Below are 19,278 nucleotides of genomic sequence, written 5' to 3'. Positions count from 1 at the left end.
TTTCTAATGGTAAATTTCAATAACACTTGCTTCATTTAATAATGAAAGCACCTCGTCTTTTTGAACTTCCATTCCCCCTTCTCGATAAGGGTTTTCTTCAAATTTAAACGGAACTTCTTGACCATCGATAACTATTTTCGCTGACTGATTTGGATAAAATTTATATGTGACAGGTTTATCAAACAATTGGTAAGTTAGTGCTAAACCAGACAATTTTTCTGGTAACACGGGATCGAAAACCACACTTTGGGCCTTTTGCCGAATCCCTAAAACAGCTGTAATTAATTGATTTAAATAAATTCCCGGCCCGCTTGAATAAATTCGCCAACCACCTTTTACCCCAATACTTCCATCTTTTAGTTTACCAAAATTTTCTTGTGATTCATACCTTGTTTTAAAATCGCCATCGGAACTACTAAAATAGGCATTGGCTTGACGTAACTCTGCATTGTGAACCACTTCTTTTAATTGAACTGGATTGATTTGCATTAATGCTTGCCAGGTTTTGTCTCGCTGACCAATTTTCGCCATCGCTTCTGTATAGCGAATGTGCGCATGAACATACTGTAAGCCAATTTCGCGACCAAAATTAGCCGCCTGTTCTGCTCGTTTAAAATTAGTGCTCACACCGCCTCGATAGTTCGCTGGTTTGTTCATTAAACGCACGCCATCAGGAAACGTTAATTCTTTTTCAATAATTTCTAAATGATGACTTACTTGTTCCGGTGTTAATAATTCAGCTAACATACTACGAGTCATTGGCAATAATCGATATTGAATCCCTGTTTTTTGGTCATTTGGGTGAATCATTTGTTCAAAAGTTTCTGGCGTTTCCATATAAATAAACCCTGGAATCGTTTCATCCGCCAACATATATTTTTGAAAATCGTTCTTTATTCCTGCGACTAAAATTGCTAAGTGCTGACTATAAGTAGCATCGATTTCCGTAATTAAAGTCGCAAATTTTTTCAACACTTGATACGTTAAGGCAACGGTCCAACTACTAGCCATTTGCTCTTTAAGACGATTATCATAAGGTTGTAACGTGTCATCCCAATCGCCGTCACCATAACAGGATAGAAAAGTTTCTGGTAAAAAATGTTGTTCAATATAATTTATTTCTTTTTTCAAATGTTCAAATAAAGATGCTGTTTCTTTTGTTTTGTGATTATCTTTGCGACTTGTATAAGGGATTTCCGTAGCTAAGATTGAATAATCTGCGGTTTGTTCCAAATAATCAGTCACTACTTTCAATGGCCAGACGATAATATCGCCATGGCTTTCACTGGCTTTTTGTTCTTCGTATCGGTCAAACATAAACCATTGCGGCCAGTTGCCGTCGTCCTCAAATTGATTTTCAAATAGATGCTGAATAATGGAGGCCACGATCTTAGGCTGTTGCGTCGCAAAGAAAAATTCTGTCGGTCCTTGCGACACATCTCGTGTGCCCCAAGCTGCTCCACCATACTGTTCTAAGCCATGTGGCGACAAATAATGAACGAGCATATTATGAGTATACCAACGAGTTAATTGATTCATTTGCTGCACACTTGAGTCTGTGTGTGTTAACTCAAAATGATGTAACAAGCCATTAATGAATGCTAAATATTGACTTTCTGCTTTTTCAAAATCTAATGGTGTATTGACTAATGCTTGGTCCTCTATACTGCCCGTAATAAGTAGTGAAAATTTTTGGGTCTTTTCGATTGCCAAGACTAATAAGTCCGCTTCAGCTCCACCAAATAATGTGCTATCGGTTACTTGAAATGATTTATCAACTGTCAATGCATAGGTTAGTTCTGGGTAATAATTTTCTGTAGCAGAATGATTTCCCGTCACTCGAAGCGTTTTGCCAGTTTGTTCTAATTGATAGGTTGGTACTTCTTCCGGTCCTAATAACAAATGGTTAGAAACAGCCCACATATATGCATCCTTTTGACTGGTCACTTCCAATTGAATCACTCTTGAATCAGGCGAAGTGAAGGTGCGTACTCGAATTGTATCCTTTGGCAACTTATAATACCACGTAGCAGAGTTCAACCCCATTTCAAAAGCAGAAGGCATTGTTAGTAAGCGCCATAAGCCATTCTCTAAAATGTAGATTCGTTGACCAGAGCGTTTCATAACGTTTAAAGCGTTTCGGCTATTACTCATTAATTTGTTCATGGTCGTATTTCCTAAAACTACTTGTGAATTGAAAACGCCATACATATACACTGTCGTACTAAGCAAGGGTTCGTCAACCGTTAAGCCTTTACCACTTAATAAAATGTGGCCATGCGCTCTTTCCATGGCAATTTCTTTTTCTTGAAGAACAACGTGATGGTAATTTTCCGTGAAAAAGGAATACGTCTGACCTGCTACTTTTTCAATTTGTGTCTGAAAGGGATAAAGTGCGGCCAACTCTTCTTCTGTTAATGGATTTCCTGTGATAGGTTCTCCTAAAAGTTTCGGAGGAGAGTCCTGTGTTTCTTCTAATGAATCGAATGTCACAGTTTCATAAATAGCTTGTAAGTCTTCTTTCGATAAAAAAGGTTCAGCTAATGCTTGCGGATGTGTTTCTGTTACCGCACCATAAAAAACAAATTCCTTACTTTCATTCGTTAATTGGACGGCTTCCGTTTGTAAAGCGGTGTAAGCAAATTCATATTGATAGACTTCATTTGCTAAATATCTTTTCCCCAATGCTTCTGGTGTGTTTGTTTGTTTAAATGAACGTCCGAAAAATTGATAGCCGTCCGTTGAGTAGCCTGCTAATTTTTGAAAACTCCCTTGAATAAGGGCTGGAAACTTCTCATTTTGCGGTTGATTTTGTCTTGATAAAACAACAAGCTCTTCGCCCTCTTGCCAAATGTGATGATCAAGATACTGCGACACATACGCTTCATTTGACTGAACGGCTCCTTTTGTCGCTAAGCCAATATCTTGACCATAAACAATATCTACTAAGCCAGTTCCAGTGACATTAACCCGCCAGAACCATTGATTGCTTGGCCCCAAACGAAAGTCAACTTGGTAACGAACCGCTTCAAATTCACCCCGCCATGTCAATTGATTATCTGAAAGATAAAAATCACTTTGACTGTTGGAACCAATCATTGGTCGATAATTAATTGTGTCCCCTGTAATTATCCGCAAATAGAGTTGGTTCATACTGCCGTCTAAAGGATTACCTTCTAATTGATTAATCATCATGCCACAGCTATTCAATTCTTTTAAATCACCTGTCTCTAGAAATGTAGCAACTGTGTCTGCTTGCTTAAGCTTCTTTATCTGCATAACTTATCCTTCCCATCTTATTCATTTAACGTGACTGTTGCGGTTTGTACATCGCGACTATTTCCACCAATCATTACGATAAATTCACCTGCATCACTGGTTACCTGATTGTCTGAATGAACATAGCGCACCATATCCTCTGAAAGAAGAAACTGAACTTCTTTTTCTTCCTTTGGTTCCAGCCAAACTTTTTGGAAATCTTTTAACTCTTTAATTGGGCGAACCACTTGTCCCACCAAATCACGTACATAAAATTGCACGGTTTCCTCTCCAGCGATTGGACTGTCATTTTTTACTAAAACAGAGACAGTGACTGGTTCTTCTTTGGTAAATGTTAATGCACTTAGTTGTATTGGTTGATAAGAGAAATGACTATAACTTAAGCCAAATCCAAAGGGATATTTAGCGTAATTAGAGACATCTAAATATTTAGAAACATATTTTTCTTCTGGTGCTGACTCATAAGGACGCCCAGTATTGTCGACATTGTAAAAAATTGGCACTTGACCAACCGTTTCTGGAAACGACATACTTAAGCGACCACTTGGATTGTACTGTCCCCACAAAATTTCTGCTAGCGCATTGCCCCCTTCTGTTCCAGGTTGCCAAGCTTGCACAATTCCTTTTGCAACATCTATCCCTTGTAAATCTAAGGGCCGACCACTGTAGACCGTGACAACAACATTGGGATTTTTCTCAATAATTTGTGCCACTACTGCTAATTGTTTTTCGGGTAGACGAATATCACTGCGACTGGCAGCTTCCCCACTCATCCAATCTGTTTCGCCTAGTGCCACTACTACTTTATCTGCTTGACTAGCTAACGTTAAAGCCTCTTCAATGGCCGCCGCGGTCGGTTCAAAGTAATCAAAGGGTTCTTGGGCAACTAGAAGATTTGTGGTTAATTTTTGGGCCCCAGCCACGAGGGAAATGGCTTCTTCTTTCTTTCCTTGCCATGACCAAGCCCCTAAAATATCTTGTGATTGGGCCCCTGGACCGACAAGCGCGATTTTTTCTTGCGGTGTAAAAGGCAAAATATTTTCATTTTTTAAAAGAACCATTGATTTTTGAGCAATCTTTTTAGCTATTTCTCGATGTTCTTTGCTTAAAATCACTTCTGCTTCCGCTTGTTCATCCGCACCACGATAGGGATTTTCAAATAAGCCTAGCTCATTTTTTAGTTTTAAAATTCGCATAACTGCTTCATCAATAAGTGTTTCAGCAATCCGGCCTTCTTCAAGTAATTCTTTTAAATAATCTGGATAACACGTGGTCATCATTTCAATATCTACACCAGCTTTGATAGCCAATTCTGCTGCCTCTTTTTCATCTTTGGCAACGCCATGAAGAATTAATTCTTTAATCGCTCCCCAGTCTGAAATCACAACTCCTTCAAAGCCAAATTCATTTCGTAATACGTCTCTAAACAGCCATTGGTTGCCTGTAGCAGGAATCCCATCCACTGTATTGAAGGACGTCATAACAAGTTTTGCACCCGCATCTAATCCAGCTTTATAGCCAGGTAAATACATTTCTCTTAGCTGCCGTTCAGACATATCTACCGTATTATAATCCCGACCAGCTAAGGCACCACCATATGCCGCAAAGTGCTTCACGCACGCGGCTACTCGCCAATTGTCTTCTTTTAAATTTTCTCCTTGGTAACCTCTAACCATTGCAGCAGCTAAGCGGCTGTTGAGTAATGGATCTTCACCTGTTGACTCCATGACACGTCCCCAACGTGGATCGCGCACTAAATCAACCATTGGCGAAAAGGTTACATGTAATCCTGAAACAGCAGCTTCTTTTGCTGAAATCTCCGCCATTTTTTCAACTGCTGCTTCATCCCAAGTGCTTCCTAAAGCCAAAGGAATCGGAAAGATGGTTCTGAAACCATGAATAATATCCGCCATTAAAAGTGTTGGAATATTTAAGCGATGATTTTGCATATATTCTTTTTGAACACGTTTCGCTTCATTTGCACCGGAAACACCCAGTGTTGTCCCCGCCGTATCAATCGTTTCTTGACTTAGTCCTAGCTCTGACATAGGGCCGGTCTTTTCTTCTGCTTTATCTGAATAAAACGCTGCTGCTAATTGTAATAATTGATTAATTTTCTCATCAATTGTCATTTCTTCGACTAATTGAATCAGTTGATTTTCTTTCATACTCTCACCTTTCTTCAATACATACTTCTGCTTCTAAAGGAAAATGGTCGGAAGGAAAACGTCCATCGATACTATCTGTTAAACTTGCGGTTTGCTGTACTTGCCAACCTTTTACATAAATATAATCAATTTCTTCTAATTCCGCCCAAGGTTTTGTGTAAGTAAAATTTTGAAATGTTCCTTTTGGGCCATAATGAGTAGCTAAATTTTTGCTATCTTGAAATTTTTTTTGAACAAGTTGATGAACCGCTTCCTCCGACTCTGCATTAAAATCGCCCATTAATAAAGTTGGATACTGTGCAATTTTGTCATGTAACTCCTCTAAGATAACGGTCATTCCTGCTAAACGAGCATGAGCTGAAATATGATCCAAATGAACATTGATGACTAAAAAAGGCGTATTTTGAGTCGTTTCCTTAAATAGTCCCCACAAAGCAATTCTTGGACAGCCAGCTTCAGGATGGATACTTGGCTGCTGAGGTGTTTCAGATAACCAAAAATACCCTGTATCAATAGCCTGAATTTTTTGTTCGTTATAGAGAATCGCTAGTCCTTCTCCTTGACCATCCCCTTCTCTTTCCGCAGAAAGACAGGTGAATGTTGTATACGCCTTTAAATCCCTGACTTGATTCGGTCGTACTTCTTGAATACAACAAAGGCTCCAATCATGAAAATTGATTAACTGACAAACAGCCTCTTTACGAAAAGACCATTGCCAATCTTGGTCATACTCTGTATCTACCCGGACATTATACGTAGCTACTTTCATTTTTAACCTCCTGCAATAGTTGTTGAATTTGACGCATTTCACGACGAATCTGGGTTGTTTCACCACCACCATGGCCTTTTTTCCAATACACTCTGACTGCTTTTCTTGCCTTTATCTGATGATAAGAAGGGAAAAAATCTTTCATTGGACATATCGGATCGTGACTCCCAACAGAAGCAAAGACTGGATTTTTAATTTGCGAAACAAAGTGGCGACTATCAAAATAAGGAAGAACCGCGGCAATTTTTTCATGCGCTTGAGGATGCTCTTGTAAGTACTGATGAATAATTTGATACGACCCCGTTCCTTCTGCTACTCGATTTTCTAAACAAGAATGACTTGGAACATCTGCAAAAGTAGCTAAAATCGGGAAGTCGACTAAACTGTTCACCATTAACACTACGCCACCCCCTTGGGAACCACCACGAAGAATGATTTGGTCCTGATTAATTTCAGTAAAGGTCCGCACCACTTCTACGCTACGTAAATGGTCGGCAAACAAACGGCGTTGGTACCAATCTTCTTTGTCTAGAAATCCTCGTCCCATTGGTGCTTCATGCCAAATTGTTTGATATGGCACGCGATCTTTGGTTAATCCCCCTTGACCTCGATTATCAATGACAAAACAAGCACAACCAATTTGTGTCCAATGAGCAAATTGCCAAGGTTCTTGAATATGATTCATATAGCCTAAACAATCAATCACTATTGGCTGTTTCCCCGCCGTTTTAGGAAGTAACAAATAGCCAAAGATGCGCTCACCTAGGAAACTTAAAAAGTCGACCTGTTCCACTTGAACATTTTCCAATGGATAGTCAATGACCTGTCGATGGATATCTAGCGGTATTTTTTGAAGTTCTTCTTTAGTCTTTTGCCAAAACTCAAAATACTCATTCATGTTCCACACCTAACACTTTCTGAAAAAACGCAACTTGAAGAAAAGCCGTTGTCCCGAATCCTAACGCAATATATAAAAACAAATTAAGCTTATAGAAAAAAACAAACGTTAAAAGAGGTAAAATAAACAAAATAATCGCATTTGCACTATTACTTAAGACCACATAAACCGTCTCACCTAGTGTCTTTTTAACGGACCAATTAAAAACGGAAAAGAGAAAAAGAAAACTCGTCAAAAATAATGCAACAAAACTTAATAGAAAAATAGCTAAGAAACCTAAACTAGTGGCTATTTTAAATAAACTTGTTACGACAATACCGCCCAGTAAAAAAGCAACGAACAAGACACCTGTTAAAATAAAACCTCGCATGATGTTATTTTTTAATGCTGTCCAAAACGTTCGCAAAACAGGAATATCTTTTTCACGATACAAACGATAGATCGTTCGATACAACGCAATTAAGCTGACACCGCTAAAGATGCCTGTTATACAGGTAATTAAAAAGAGAAAATTAATAATGATCAAGTTGGCAATAAAAGAAAAAATCCGATAATACCAACCTTCATATGCAAATAGCTTATTCATATTAAAAGAGAAAAGCGGATTTCTCGTTGCTTTATCCGCTTTTCTCTCCTCCTCTCTTACTTAAGTTTGTCTCTGTTTTCTGCCATTTTCTCAGATTTTATTTTTTCAATTGCATCCCATTTATTTGATTTTAAGAATGCTTTGTAGTCTTCTAAAGATTTGTCAAAGGCTTTATCATCTTTCGCACGAATCATTGAAATAACGGTTGTATTTAGTTTGGTTTCAATCGCTTCATTCGCACGAGCTTCCGGCGTTCCTGCATCTGGATTAATATTTTCAATTACGAAATGTGGGACCAATTTTCCTTTGCCCCATTCTTGCATTTGCGTTAAAGCACTTTCCATTGGCACTTTTAGTTTATTAACACGGTCATTGTTAAAGTATAGGAAACGACTAATGCCATATTTTTTGTTGTAGGCATCATTGTCTGTTTGTTCTAATTTTTTCACTTCTGGTAAATAATCAATTTTTCCTTGATCATTGTACGCATAAGTAACTCCTTCAACGCCATATTTTGTTAAAATTTGTCCCGGTTCATCAATTAAATATGTGAACAGTTGAGTGACTTTCGCTGGATCTTTCGCATCTTTCGTAATGTAATTACTTAACCAACCTGAAATGCCGGTTTGATTTAATGTTGGTTTTCGGCCAGAAGTACTACTTGGTCCATCAATGGCTATATAACGTGTGCCAGATTTTTTCATAAATTCTGTAAAGTTTCCACCTTGACCACTGGTTCCAGCAACGAGCATGGTTGCATAATTTCCTTGTTTCACTTTTTCATCAAACGTTGCCCCATCATCTGTGAAGCTATCATCACTAATATTGCCTGCTCGGTAAACATCATTAAATGTTTTTAACCATTCTAAGTATTCTTTATCTAAATTTCGATCATAGTATTTACCATTTTTATCCTCTAAAGGAACACCTAAGAAGTCTTGTAATTTGTCTAAAAATGGTCCTGCACCATCGCCCACTGTGGTGAAGCCCATTGGGGTCATCTCAGGATATTTTTCTTTAATCTGTTGCATGACTTTTTCAAAATTTTCTGGTGTTGAAACGTCTGGCTTGCCTAATGCATTATAGACATCTTCACGAATAACAAAATTATCATTTACTGGGATATTTCCACTTTCATAATCTGCTTTTGTATTAGAGTAATTAGGGTAACCATATGTTTTTCCATCCTCTAAGGCATACCATTTAAACGTATCTTGGTTAACAACTTTCATTAAATAGGGGTCATATTTTTTAGCTAAATCGTTTAAAGAATAGGCCCAAGAATCCGCTTTCAATGCTGCTTGTCCAGTTTTTTCAGTTAATGTCACAATATCAGGCATATCTCCACTTGAAATCATGGCATTTAATTTTGAATCATCGCCGGAAATAAATTCAATATCCACATTTAAGTCTTTTTTAATCTGCGCAGTGGTCACGTCTTTTCCAAAAGGCAGCGCCGTCCAATCTGAGTTAATATACCATTTAATCTTGGTCGGTTCTTTCTTCTTATCTAACTTCCAAGCAGGCGTCTTTTCATCTAATTCATACCGATCCTTAATTGAGACATCTGAGCTAGCTTTCTTTTCCCCTCCGCTACAGGCCGCTAAACTAACGAGCGCCGTTGCCACCAATAAACCGCCTAAAACTTTTTTCATATTGTTCCCTACTTTCTTTATTCTTTTACTGCACCGGCCATCATACCGCCGATAAAGTGTTTTTGTAGTAATGGATAAATGATTAAAATTGGTATCGTTGTAATGACAATTGTTGCCAGCTGAACACCACGTGTCGTTGCCTGCACCACCATATCTGTACTGCCGCTCTCTGTCATGGTACTCAAGTTTGATTGAACAATAATTTCATAAATTTTCATCTGCAATGGATACAGATATTCTTTGGTAATATATAATTTCGTGGTCATAAAGTCATTCCATTGACCTACCCCATTAAATAAAATAATGGTGGCTAATGCCGGTTTTGTTAAAGGTAAAAAGATTTTATAAAAAATTTGAAACTCACTGGCGCCGTCTATTTTGGCGGATTCTTCTAAAGATGGTGGAATTTCTCGGAAAAAGTTCATTAAGATAACTACATCATAATAGCTAAATAAAGCTGGAATGATATATACCCAGAAGGTATCTAAGAGTCCTAATGACTTAATCAAAAGATACGTGGGAATCATGCCCCCACCAAAGTACATTGTAATGACACCCATCGTTGTATAAATATTACGCCCGACTAGTCTAGATTTACTAAGTCCATAAGCGACAATTGCACAGAACAGCGTATGCGTCGACGCACCGATGACTGTTTTTAAAACAGAAATCAAAAACGCTCGCGGAATGCTACTATCCGAAAAAACTTTCCGATAATTTTCTAACGTAAATCCTTTCGGCCATAAAACCAAGCCTTTACCAGCTAAACCCGAACTTGACGAAACTGAGGAAACTAAAATATTCCAAATTGGCACGATAATTAATAAAGAAAACAACACAAGAATTAACGTATTGAAAAAGTAAAACCATTTGTTTTCTTTTGATTTTCTTTTAATCACAGCTGTTGCCTCCTTTATAAAATAACCGACCGACCATTGTTCATTTTTCTAGTAATGCGATCTGTAATGACTAATAAAACAATTGAAATAACGGAAATCCCTAAACCAACTGCCGTCGCATAAGAAAAGTCCCCTTGCGTTAGCCCCATACGATAAACAAATGAATTAATTACTTCTGATTTGTTTTGGTTTTGAGCATTCATTAAAACCAACGTTTGATCTAAGTTCGATCCCAATAAACCGCTAACATTTAAAATTAAGTTCAACGAAATAATCGGCGCTAATAAGGGCAAAGTAATCGTTCGGATTTGTGTTAATTTTGAAGCACCATCAATTCTCGCGGCTTCATAAAACGTTGGATCAATGCGAGACATGCCAGCAAGATAGAGAATCGTGCCCCAACCTACTTCTTTCCACAAATCAGAAAGAACAGCAATCCACCAATACTTATCAGGATCTAACAAATGATTGACGCCCTGATTCATTAAGCCTAACGACATCATGACTTGGTTGATAAAGCCATTTGTTGAAAGCCACGAAATCAACATCCCGCCTAAAACGATCCAAGAAAAAAAGTGCGGAATATAAGAAATTGTCTGAATCACTTTTTTTAAATGGCCATCTCTCATTTCAAAAATCATTACCGCTAAGATAATCGGAATAGCGAATCCTAAAAAAAGTTTCATTAAACTAATCGCTAAGGTATTACGAACTGCTTCCCAAAAAAAACTATCTTCCATAATGATTCGAAAATTTTCAAGTCCAACCCATGGTGCAGAAGAAACCGTGTCAACAATCGTATAATTTTTAAAAGCAATGATAATTCCATAAATTGGAATGTAGTTAAAGACAATCATGAATGCTACACCCGGAAGTACCATCCAATGCAATTGCCGCTGATCATAAAACTTTTTTAGTTTTTTCATAAGCAGGGTTCCTTTCTTTTTAGTGAAACGTTTCTACAAACAGATTATACATTCACTCCAAATATTTGTAAACCCTTACATTATGGTTTTATTTAAAAATAACAGCATTAAAAAGCGCTATAGACCATTTATAAAGAAATTATTTTCCCTGCTTCTTTTTCCATAAAAATACTCTTTTCTAGATATTTTAAAGCATTTTATAGAAACGTTTCACCAAAATATGAACATCTTTTTCTTAAAAATAATTCTGTTAAATAACAGAAAAAAGTCTGGTCGGATTGACCAGACTTTTTAAATATAGATAGTAAAATGTGTAATTTCAGGGATCACCCCAAAACGGGCATGAATGGCGGTCGTCCCTAAGCCTGTATTAACATATAGTTGCGTTTCTTGGTCCAACTGATACAATCCTCTGGTATACTTTTCTGCTAAAACATTTGTGATTGGATAAAAAGGAATCCAAATTTGTCCGCCATGGCTATGTCCTGCTAAAACTAACTGTGTACCCGTACCAACAAATGCATCCGCGACATCTGGTTCATGGGTCATTAATAACGCATAGTCATACGTTTCTCGATAGGATAATGTTTCTGAAACGGAAGGATTTCCTAATAACGAGTCATCTAAACCACCAATAAAAAGACGGCGTCCATCTGCTAAGGTTACTGTTTCTCCTTGGTTTTTCATAACGGTAAAGCCACTGGCCTCCATGACTTCATCATACACCGCAGAAGCACCGCCACCATAATCATGATTTCCCCAAACTGCATATTTTCCAATTGTCGCTTGCAACTGTTTTAATTTTTCAATCATCGGTTCTTTTTGTTGCGGATTTTTGGCATAATTGTCAAATAAATCACCTGTAAAAACGATAATATCTGGTTTTTCACGATTGACTTTTTTTATGACTTTATCTAACCGCTTCGTCTCATAAAATTCTGAAACTTGTATATCCGAAAGTTGCACAACATTCAATGGTTCTCGTTGATTTTTCTTTCCCAAAGTCACCTGATTAACGTGAACTAAATTCGGCTCAATCTTCCACGCATAGATTGGGAGTGCGATAATTAAGAAAAAAAATAAGAGCATTATACTTAAACCAATTTTTTTAACCACATCACTCGCTCCTTTCTTTTCTTTGATTTCCGAAGACTTAGTATAGAGAAAAATCTTCTTAACCACAATCTAAAACAAAGGAAATTAAGGCTTTGTTAAACAACCTAAAGAATTTCCACAATCTCTTATCCTTTTCTTAGCTTTTTTATAAAAAAAGCTAGATAATTTCATCTGTCGATGAAATTATCTAGCTAGAACATTCTTCTCTTAATGATGATGTTTTCGAAACGTTTGATAACCAATTAAGCAAAATAAAATCCCCAATAAAATCATTCCAGTTACTGAAAATAAGCCTGCTAACATCTTTCGCATCCTCTCTGCTGCTAAACTTCCTTATTTGTAGTCGCTATTTCTTGTTGTAAAATTGGTTGAAATAGACGACGTTCTGCTAATTTTCTTGCTAAAATTGCTTCACTTTTTTTCGTAAAGATACCTAAGTTATGGCGCTTGCCTTTCAAAGAGATATAAGCCAGCCATTTCCCAGAAGCGGTCTGGCTCACTCCTTTGTGTCCGCTGCTATTATTTTTGGGGCGTTTACTTTGTAACTTCCCTGGAATTACGCCAGCAACTCTTTGTCGGTAATCCTTCTTTTTACGATGACCGCAGCTTTTGGTATGGCCATTCAACAAATTTTCACAGCGAACCCAGCAAGATTGTCCGCACGAACACAGACAATACGCTTTCATTGTCTGTTGAATACTTTCAATCCGTACCACGACTAATTCATGATAGTTTTTTTTCAACATTGTTTGATAGCGATGGTGCGCACATTTGGTTCGATACCCACGAATTAGTTGTCTTCTTGAAGCTTCTGTATAGCTCCCACAAGAACAGCGACAGGCCCAAACAATTAGCCCTTCTTTTCTTTTTGCCGTTGGTGCTACTACTGTCAACTCACCAAACTTTTGGCCAGTTAAATCTTTATAGTTACCTGCTTGTCTCAATTGACTATCCTTCGTATTCTTGTTCTCGCCACATCTCGATTGGGTCTCTCTCATAGTGCTCATTTTTCTGAGTCTCTCCCTTTCTTAGTTCTCTGACCACCTCAGCAAATACTTGCCAATCTTTTGTTTCCGGCAAATGACGCCATGTCAATTGACGACACCGTACTTTCGAACTATAAAAATCGGACAAATACAAATCGGTTTCTAAGGTTAATTTGTGATCAATCATGACATCCATATAATTGAAAGAAGCAATAATTTTTGCAATAAAGCGGTTATAATCCTCCCCACCAGAAAAATCAACAAATACATGAATCGTTTTTTCAATTGCGCAAAAAGACCGATCATTTAACAAACAAAACATAAAATCATAATATAGATGCACGCGTTCATACATTAAAAATCGTTTTTGATGCAGCGACTCTGTCTTTTGTATAAAACCATCTAAGGCGCGATGAATTTGAGGAAACCGCTCTTCAAAGAAACTGCTCTGCTTGGCGGGAATAAATGCAGCCACCGAAAAGTATAGGCGGTCCCAGCGATAACAAATCAACTTTAATTTTTCTTTTGTTTCCACCGTAATTCGCTTTTCAAAGAAAGGAATAACACTATTCATATGATCAATAAATTCGTCTAACATGGTTAACTTATCTGGAAAAACAATCGGACTATCAATGTATTCATTTAAACTTAAAAAAAGAAAAATATATGAAGTCTCTTTGCCAAAATCCTCTTTAAAAAGAGGGGTTTCGCTTGTATAAATTTTTTCAAACGCATGCTGTAAACAGCTAGGCACATGAACTTCCGTAAAAGAGTCCACTACATGATCAGAAAATACACGAAAACGTTGGATCGTTAAAAGAATAAATAGTTGTGCGCTTTGATTAAGACTAAACGTTCTTTGATACATCAATTGTAGATCGTTTATAAATCGTTTAATGCCAGGACTATTTTCCATCAAAATGTTAGGCAGCCTTTCTTGATTACTTCCATAAAAATAATACAAGCATTGAAAACAAAAACTTCGGATATTTTTCTCTTCTCCAACCAAGCCTGTTGACTTTAATTTAATACGCCAATTAGCTAAAATCAGATTTAGCTTATACGAGAAGGCATAAATTTTGCTTTTGCTCATAAAATGAATTTGAGAAAATTCTTGAATCGTGTGCTTTTGATAGAGGCCCACATCAAGAAGCAACTTGGCCATAAGTGATTGATCAAAATAGTATTTTCTTAAGGCTTGATAATCAATTTGCGATAATTTTTGCGCACTAATCAGTCCTTTAGCTGGAAAAAGAATTTGACTCCTTGAAGAAATCTGTGTACATTCATAATTTATTTGACGGCACAACGATTCTAACTTTTGAGTGGATAAATCAAAATATCCATAAAATTCTTCTTTTAATAATGGACCTTCACTATTCATAAAAGTTTGATAAATAAGTAATTTATCTCGGAATTCTTGGTCTAATAATTCATCTAACAAAGTAGTCACATTTTCAACTCCAAACTATCACGCCTTAAGTATCTATTTTTTTAACAAGACGTGAGTGTCAATCTTGCTTATTTTTTCCACAAATTTAAAAATGATTCTTTCAATATTTAGGAATCTTCATAGAAAAGTATTATTTTAACCAAAAAAAGCCCCCTTGCGTCACCAAGGAGGCTTTTTTTGTTATTTTTTTACTTTAAATTTAAAGAAAAGCTGATTTGTTTGACTAATTTTCTGTTTCTTTTCTAGCCTATTCGTCAAAAATGATTGAAACTTTTGGTTCGTCTTCTATACTATCTTCCTATAAAGTTCTTACTCTTTTAAGTATCAGCTTCTGTCAATAAAAGTCCTCATTTGGCATTGCTAATCTGAATACAGTATGACTACTTGTTGCCGCTATTTTTTGCTGTTATTTTACTCTTTAATTGAAGCGCTAGAAACGCTGTCAACTGTTGGCTTTTCGGTCGCTGACTCTTCTTCATGGACTGATGCACTTGATACACTATCTGCCGTTTCTGGCGCTTCTTTTTTGGAGGCACCACTGACTGCATCGACGTTTTTTCCACCGACTAATTCTTGCCCAGTTTGTTTTAAATACCAATCAACAATTGGTTTAAAGTCTAAAATATACTCATTAATTCCAGCGTAATTTCCATTATCATCATACATCGCTTGATAATTATGCACTACATAGGTATCTGGTCCGTGCATTGGAACATGAACGCGAATAGCATCTGTTTTTCCTGACCGTAATTGTTGAATCACCCATTCTACATTTTTCAATGCTTTTGGCGGATGGCAATTCGCTAATGGATTACCAACCTGTCCTGGTTGCCGTTTAGCAAACATTTCTTCAGCAGCCATTTTTTTATTGTAATATAAAAATTGATTATTACTGTCTGCGTAAGTCAATTCCATTGGCATTGATTTTAAGAAATAATTTAGCTGATCTACGGTTAAAATGCCTCGATCTAATTTTACGTATGTGTCGCCTTCCACAGCCTGAACCGCTTCTGCTGCTTGTTCTACCCAATCATCTGCTGCCATATCAACCCCTTCGATCGTTGTTTCAATGGTTCCTTTTGCATGTAAATCCTCAGGTAAGTCTTTTGGCTTAGCCCCTTCTAATTTTGAAATCACATCAATGAATTCCACGAATTTTTGTAATGTGCTTTCTAAAAATTGACGTGTTCCCTCCGCAATTAAGTTGCCGTTTTCATCAAATGCTTCTTTAGCTTTTCCTAATAAAAACTCGTTTCCAGGCATCACGATTGCATTGACACCAGGTGCATCAAGAATTTGACGGAGATGTAATTGCGCACGTGAGGTTCCTTGATCATAATAAGAGCAACCAACAATCATTACTGGTTTATTTTCCAGCGGATGAATTTTGAAAGATAACCATTCTAACACACTTTTCAAACCGGCAGGAATGGTATGGTTATGTTCGGGCGTCGCAATAATTACGCCGTCTGCTTGTAAAATTTTGCGATTCATATTCTGAATCAAGACACTGTTCGTTTGATCCTTACTTTGATTAAACATTGGAATATCTTTAATTTCTAAAATTTCCAAGTCGAACATTTTATAAAACTCTTTGCCAATATATTGCAGTAGTAACCGATTATAAGAAGAATCAGCGTTTGATCCGACGATCCCAATTAATTTCATTTTATTCACTCCATTTCGTTAAATCGTTTCCCATGAGAAATTTTCTGCTTCTTTTTTATTTTGCGCATGCGCATGTTTCAGCTGTTCTGTAATTTCAATAAATACACAAAAATCTGCAAACAAACCAGCTAGTTTATCTATTTGTTCTGAATCTTTTAACGCATTGTTTTCATCAAAAGCTTGTAAGGAATGCGCTAATAGAAATTCAGAGCTTGGCATAATTCGTGCTTTCAATTCAGGAGCATCTAAAATTTGACGCAGATGCGCTTGTGCTCTAGAGGAACCTAACGTGCCATAGGATGCACCAGTAATCATAACTGGTTTATCAACAAACGGAAAAATCCCGTAAGATAACCAACTTAGGGCATTCATCAAAGAAGCCGGCACCGCATGGTCATATTCAGGCGTACTGATAATGACGCCATCTGCTGCTTCAATTTTTTCAGCAACCGTTTTAACTATTTCTGGCAAAACTTTGTCTTCTGGCTTGTTAAACATAGGAAAGTCAACAATTTCAACTAGTTCAATGTCAGCCTCCTGCGCAAAATAGTGTTGCATAAATTGCAAAAGTTGACGATTGGTTGATTGCTCTGAGTTCGTTCCTACTAAGCCGATAATTTTTTTCATAATGAGCTGTCCTTTCTTTTTCGGTTCTATGAATGGATAATGTGAAGAGTATCTGCTAATCCGCTGCTATATAAAATTTGCTGGTCTTGTGTAATGATGACTCCTTCAATCCCATCTAGTTGATTGAGGATTTCAAGCGCTTCTGGAATTGGATAACCAAATAAACGCGTTGTCCAAATCTCACCATCCACTGAAGCATCCGAGATAATTGTGATGCTGGCCATTTCAGTTTCCAATGGGTATCCGGTTGTCGGATCCAACAGATGGTGATAGACTCGCCCAGCTTCGGTTAAACTTCTTTCATAAATGCCCGACGTCACAACCGATTGATTAGCCACTTCGACAAGTAAGCTGATTGTTTCTCTGGATTCTTGCGGATTGCGAATACCAATTCGCCATTTTTTGTTTTGATGCGTAGAGGGCCCCAACGTCACAATATTGCCGCCCAGATTAATCAAAGCAGACGTCACATGGACTTCTTTCAAATAGGCAATTAGTAAATCAGCGATATAGCCTTTTGCTAAAGCCCCCAGATCTAATTTCATTCCTTCTTCTTCCAAAAAAACCGTTTGTTTTAAGGGATTTAAGTGAATCTTTTCTGGATTAATTTTTTTCAAACAGGCTTTAATTTCCTCGTCTGACGGGACACGGGCATCTTTAAAACCGATTCGCCACGTTTGAACTAACGGGCCAATGGTAACATTCAAATGACTAGCTGGATCACAACTATGTTTTTTCCCTAATGCAATTAATTGATACAACTCTGGATGAACGCTGACTGGTTTTTGCCCAGCTTGTTGATTGACAGCCATCAGTTCCGAAGTTGAATCATTTGCACTAAAACGTTGTTCATAAGTGATCAATCGTTGATGCACTTCTTCTAGAATTTTTTCAGGTTCTTCATGGTCTACAAATACATCTATTACTGTGCCCATCAAATAAATAGTTTGACTTTGTTGCACCTCAAGACTTCCTCTCCACGAAAGATTGTGTTTTATTTCACATTTATTCACAAATGAATCATACGCCTTTATTTGATGCCAGTCAAGTCGTTTATATATTTTTTTATATAAAATAACGACCTTAAAATTTTCATTTAAGGTCGTAACGCGTCTTGAACTCTTTTAAAAAAACGCTTTTTTTATTATATTTTGAAAATAAATATATATAATTTTCTATATAAACTAATTATTCTTAGATAAAATTGTTTCTTTCAATGTTTGAATTGCTTCCAACAAGATGCGGTTTTTATTGATTTTTGCATACGCGCGGGCATCTTGTAGTAGTTCTAAAATTTGCTCTTGCGGCTTTTCTTCAGCTAAGGCATTTTTCGCAAGCTGGAAAGCTGCTCTTGCCAAGTAATACGTGACGTGATTATCAGAACAGATGGAAATCGCATACTCTAACAAAGCATCACTTGTTTCTAAATCGCCTTTTTCTGCATAAAAAACACCACAGTGAAAGACAACATTTAATACTCGCCAAGTATCTTCCATTGATTGAATAGTATAAAGATAAATTTCCTTGAAGACCTTATTGAAATAAAATTCGGCTTTCTCAATTTCGCCTTCTTTGGCATAGGCCATGCCAATTCCAGTAAAAGCTAACAAACGGTAAATATCGCTCGTGTATTTTTGCTCTTCAAACAGAAGTTTTTCAAAGGTAAATAAGCAATCCATCAACGAAGCATTTTGAAAAATCATGACAAAGCCTTGTAAATAATAATATTCTAATAACAGTTGGGAATCTTTGATTTCATCAAAAGGAATATTTTTTAAAATTGTTTGCAATTGGTCATGTTCGCTGGTAATCAAGAAGAATTCTGCTTCTTCCATTTTTTCAAGAATTTCAGGTTGTTTAATTCCTACACGCGGGAAGAGTTCCCCCAAAGGTAGCTCTAAACGATTGCATAGTTGGATCAATATTTTTAAAGTTGGGACTTGACCATTCTTTTCAAAGCGACTAACCGTAACTTGCGTACAAATCCCTTTAGCCAATTCACTTTGCGACAAACCACGTGCTTTGCGTTTTTCTATAAACCGTTGTATATTCATTGCTTTTCCTCTCATTCTCATCTTCTCAAACTTACTATAATACAACTTACCTTAAAAATATATATAGAAAAAGAAAAATGTTTATAACAAAAAAGAACACAGACAACTCTTTCATTAAAAGTTTGTCTGCGCTCTATTAGAACCTGAATCACTAAACGTCAATCCAGCGTTATTTAATCAATCCGATACGTCCT

15 protein-coding genes are annotated in these 19,278 nt (G+C 36.9%); all 15 read right to left on the bottom strand.

Annotated elements, in window-relative coordinates; genetic code table 11:
• Nucleotides 1-3: 3 nt before the first annotated feature.
• Nucleotides 4-3,279: a GH36-type glycosyl hydrolase domain-containing protein gene (locus IGL23_RS05185; protein ID WP_033594983.1), complete on the bottom strand. Its 3,276-nt coding sequence runs from the start codon at nt 3,277-3,279 to the stop codon at nt 4-6.
• A gap of 17 nt (nt 3,280-3,296) precedes the next feature.
• Nucleotides 3,297-5,447, bottom strand: coding sequence for a glycoside hydrolase family 3 N-terminal domain-containing protein (locus IGL23_RS05180; protein WP_033594985.1), 2,151 nt, complete (start codon nt 5,445-5,447; stop codon nt 3,297-3,299).
• Nucleotides 5,448-5,451: 4 nt separating this feature from the next.
• Nucleotides 5,452-6,216 (bottom strand): endonuclease/exonuclease/phosphatase family protein, encoded by a 765-nt coding sequence (locus tag IGL23_RS05175; RefSeq protein WP_033594987.1) that lies wholly within the window; start codon nt 6,214-6,216, stop codon nt 5,452-5,454.
• Complete coding sequence (locus IGL23_RS05170; protein ID WP_033594988.1) at nt 6,197-7,114, bottom strand: acetylxylan esterase; 918 nt, start codon at nt 7,112-7,114, stop codon at nt 6,197-6,199. The genes IGL23_RS05175 and IGL23_RS05170 overlap by 20 nt, the downstream gene beginning before the upstream one ends.
• Nucleotides 7,107-7,700 (bottom strand): DUF624 domain-containing protein, encoded by a 594-nt coding sequence (locus IGL23_RS05165; protein WP_033594990.1) that lies wholly within the window; start codon nt 7,698-7,700, stop codon nt 7,107-7,109. The genes IGL23_RS05170 and IGL23_RS05165 overlap by 8 nt, the downstream gene beginning before the upstream one ends.
• A 56-nt stretch (nt 7,701-7,756) precedes the next feature.
• The gene (locus IGL23_RS05160; protein ID WP_010818351.1) at nt 7,757-9,355 is read right to left on the bottom strand and encodes an ABC transporter substrate-binding protein; all 1,599 of its coding nucleotides are present in this window, start codon (nt 9,353-9,355) and stop codon (nt 7,757-7,759) included.
• 17 nt (nt 9,356-9,372) lie between these two features.
• On the bottom strand, nt 9,373-10,254 hold the full coding sequence (locus IGL23_RS05155) for a carbohydrate ABC transporter permease (protein ID WP_002357901.1): 882 nt from the start codon (nt 10,252-10,254) through the stop codon (nt 9,373-9,375).
• Between the two features lie 14 nt (nt 10,255-10,268).
• Nucleotides 10,269-11,180 carry an ABC transporter permease gene (locus tag IGL23_RS05150; protein WP_002382199.1) on the bottom strand — a complete coding sequence of 304 codons (912 nt, stop codon included), beginning with the start codon at nt 11,178-11,180 and terminating at the stop codon, nt 10,269-10,271.
• 291 nt (nt 11,181-11,471) lie between these two features.
• Nucleotides 11,472-12,362: a metallophosphoesterase gene (locus IGL23_RS05145; protein ID WP_002384670.1), complete on the bottom strand. Its 891-nt coding sequence runs from the start codon at nt 12,360-12,362 to the stop codon at nt 11,472-11,474.
• Nucleotides 12,363-12,619: 257 nt separating this feature from the next.
• A complete protein-coding gene (locus IGL23_RS05140; protein WP_033594991.1) occupies nt 12,620-13,294 on the bottom strand; it encodes an AP2 domain-containing protein in 675 nt (224 codons plus the stop codon).
• Nucleotides 13,245-14,735, bottom strand: coding sequence for a helix-turn-helix domain-containing protein (locus IGL23_RS05135; protein WP_010775763.1), 1,491 nt, complete (start codon nt 14,733-14,735; stop codon nt 13,245-13,247). The genes IGL23_RS05140 and IGL23_RS05135 overlap by 50 nt, the downstream gene beginning before the upstream one ends.
• Nucleotides 14,736-15,146: 411 nt before the next feature.
• Nucleotides 15,147-16,403, bottom strand: a complete 1,257-nt coding sequence (locus tag IGL23_RS05130) for an NADPH-dependent oxidoreductase (protein ID WP_002360528.1) — start codon at nt 16,401-16,403, stop codon at nt 15,147-15,149.
• Between the two features lie 18 nt (nt 16,404-16,421).
• Nucleotides 16,422-17,030 (bottom strand): NADPH-dependent FMN reductase, encoded by a 609-nt coding sequence (locus IGL23_RS05125; protein WP_002357907.1) that lies wholly within the window; start codon nt 17,028-17,030, stop codon nt 16,422-16,424.
• 26 nt (nt 17,031-17,056) lie between these two features.
• Entirely contained in the window at nt 17,057-17,992 is a 936-nt protein-coding gene (locus IGL23_RS05120) for an FAD:protein FMN transferase (protein ID WP_010815962.1), read from the bottom strand.
• A 222-nt stretch (nt 17,993-18,214) separates the two neighbouring features.
• Nucleotides 18,215-19,105: a helix-turn-helix domain-containing protein gene (locus IGL23_RS05115; RefSeq protein WP_002382193.1), complete on the bottom strand. Its 891-nt coding sequence runs from the start codon at nt 19,103-19,105 to the stop codon at nt 18,215-18,217.
• Nucleotides 19,106-19,278 lie beyond the last annotated feature (173 nt).

This window comes from Enterococcus sp. MSG3299 (genome assembly GCF_050555765.1).
GTDB lineage: Bacteria > Bacillota > Bacilli > Lactobacillales > Enterococcaceae > Enterococcus > Enterococcus faecalis.
Note: the sequence above shows the minus strand (reverse complement) of the source record. Positions and strands in the feature narration are given on the sequence as shown.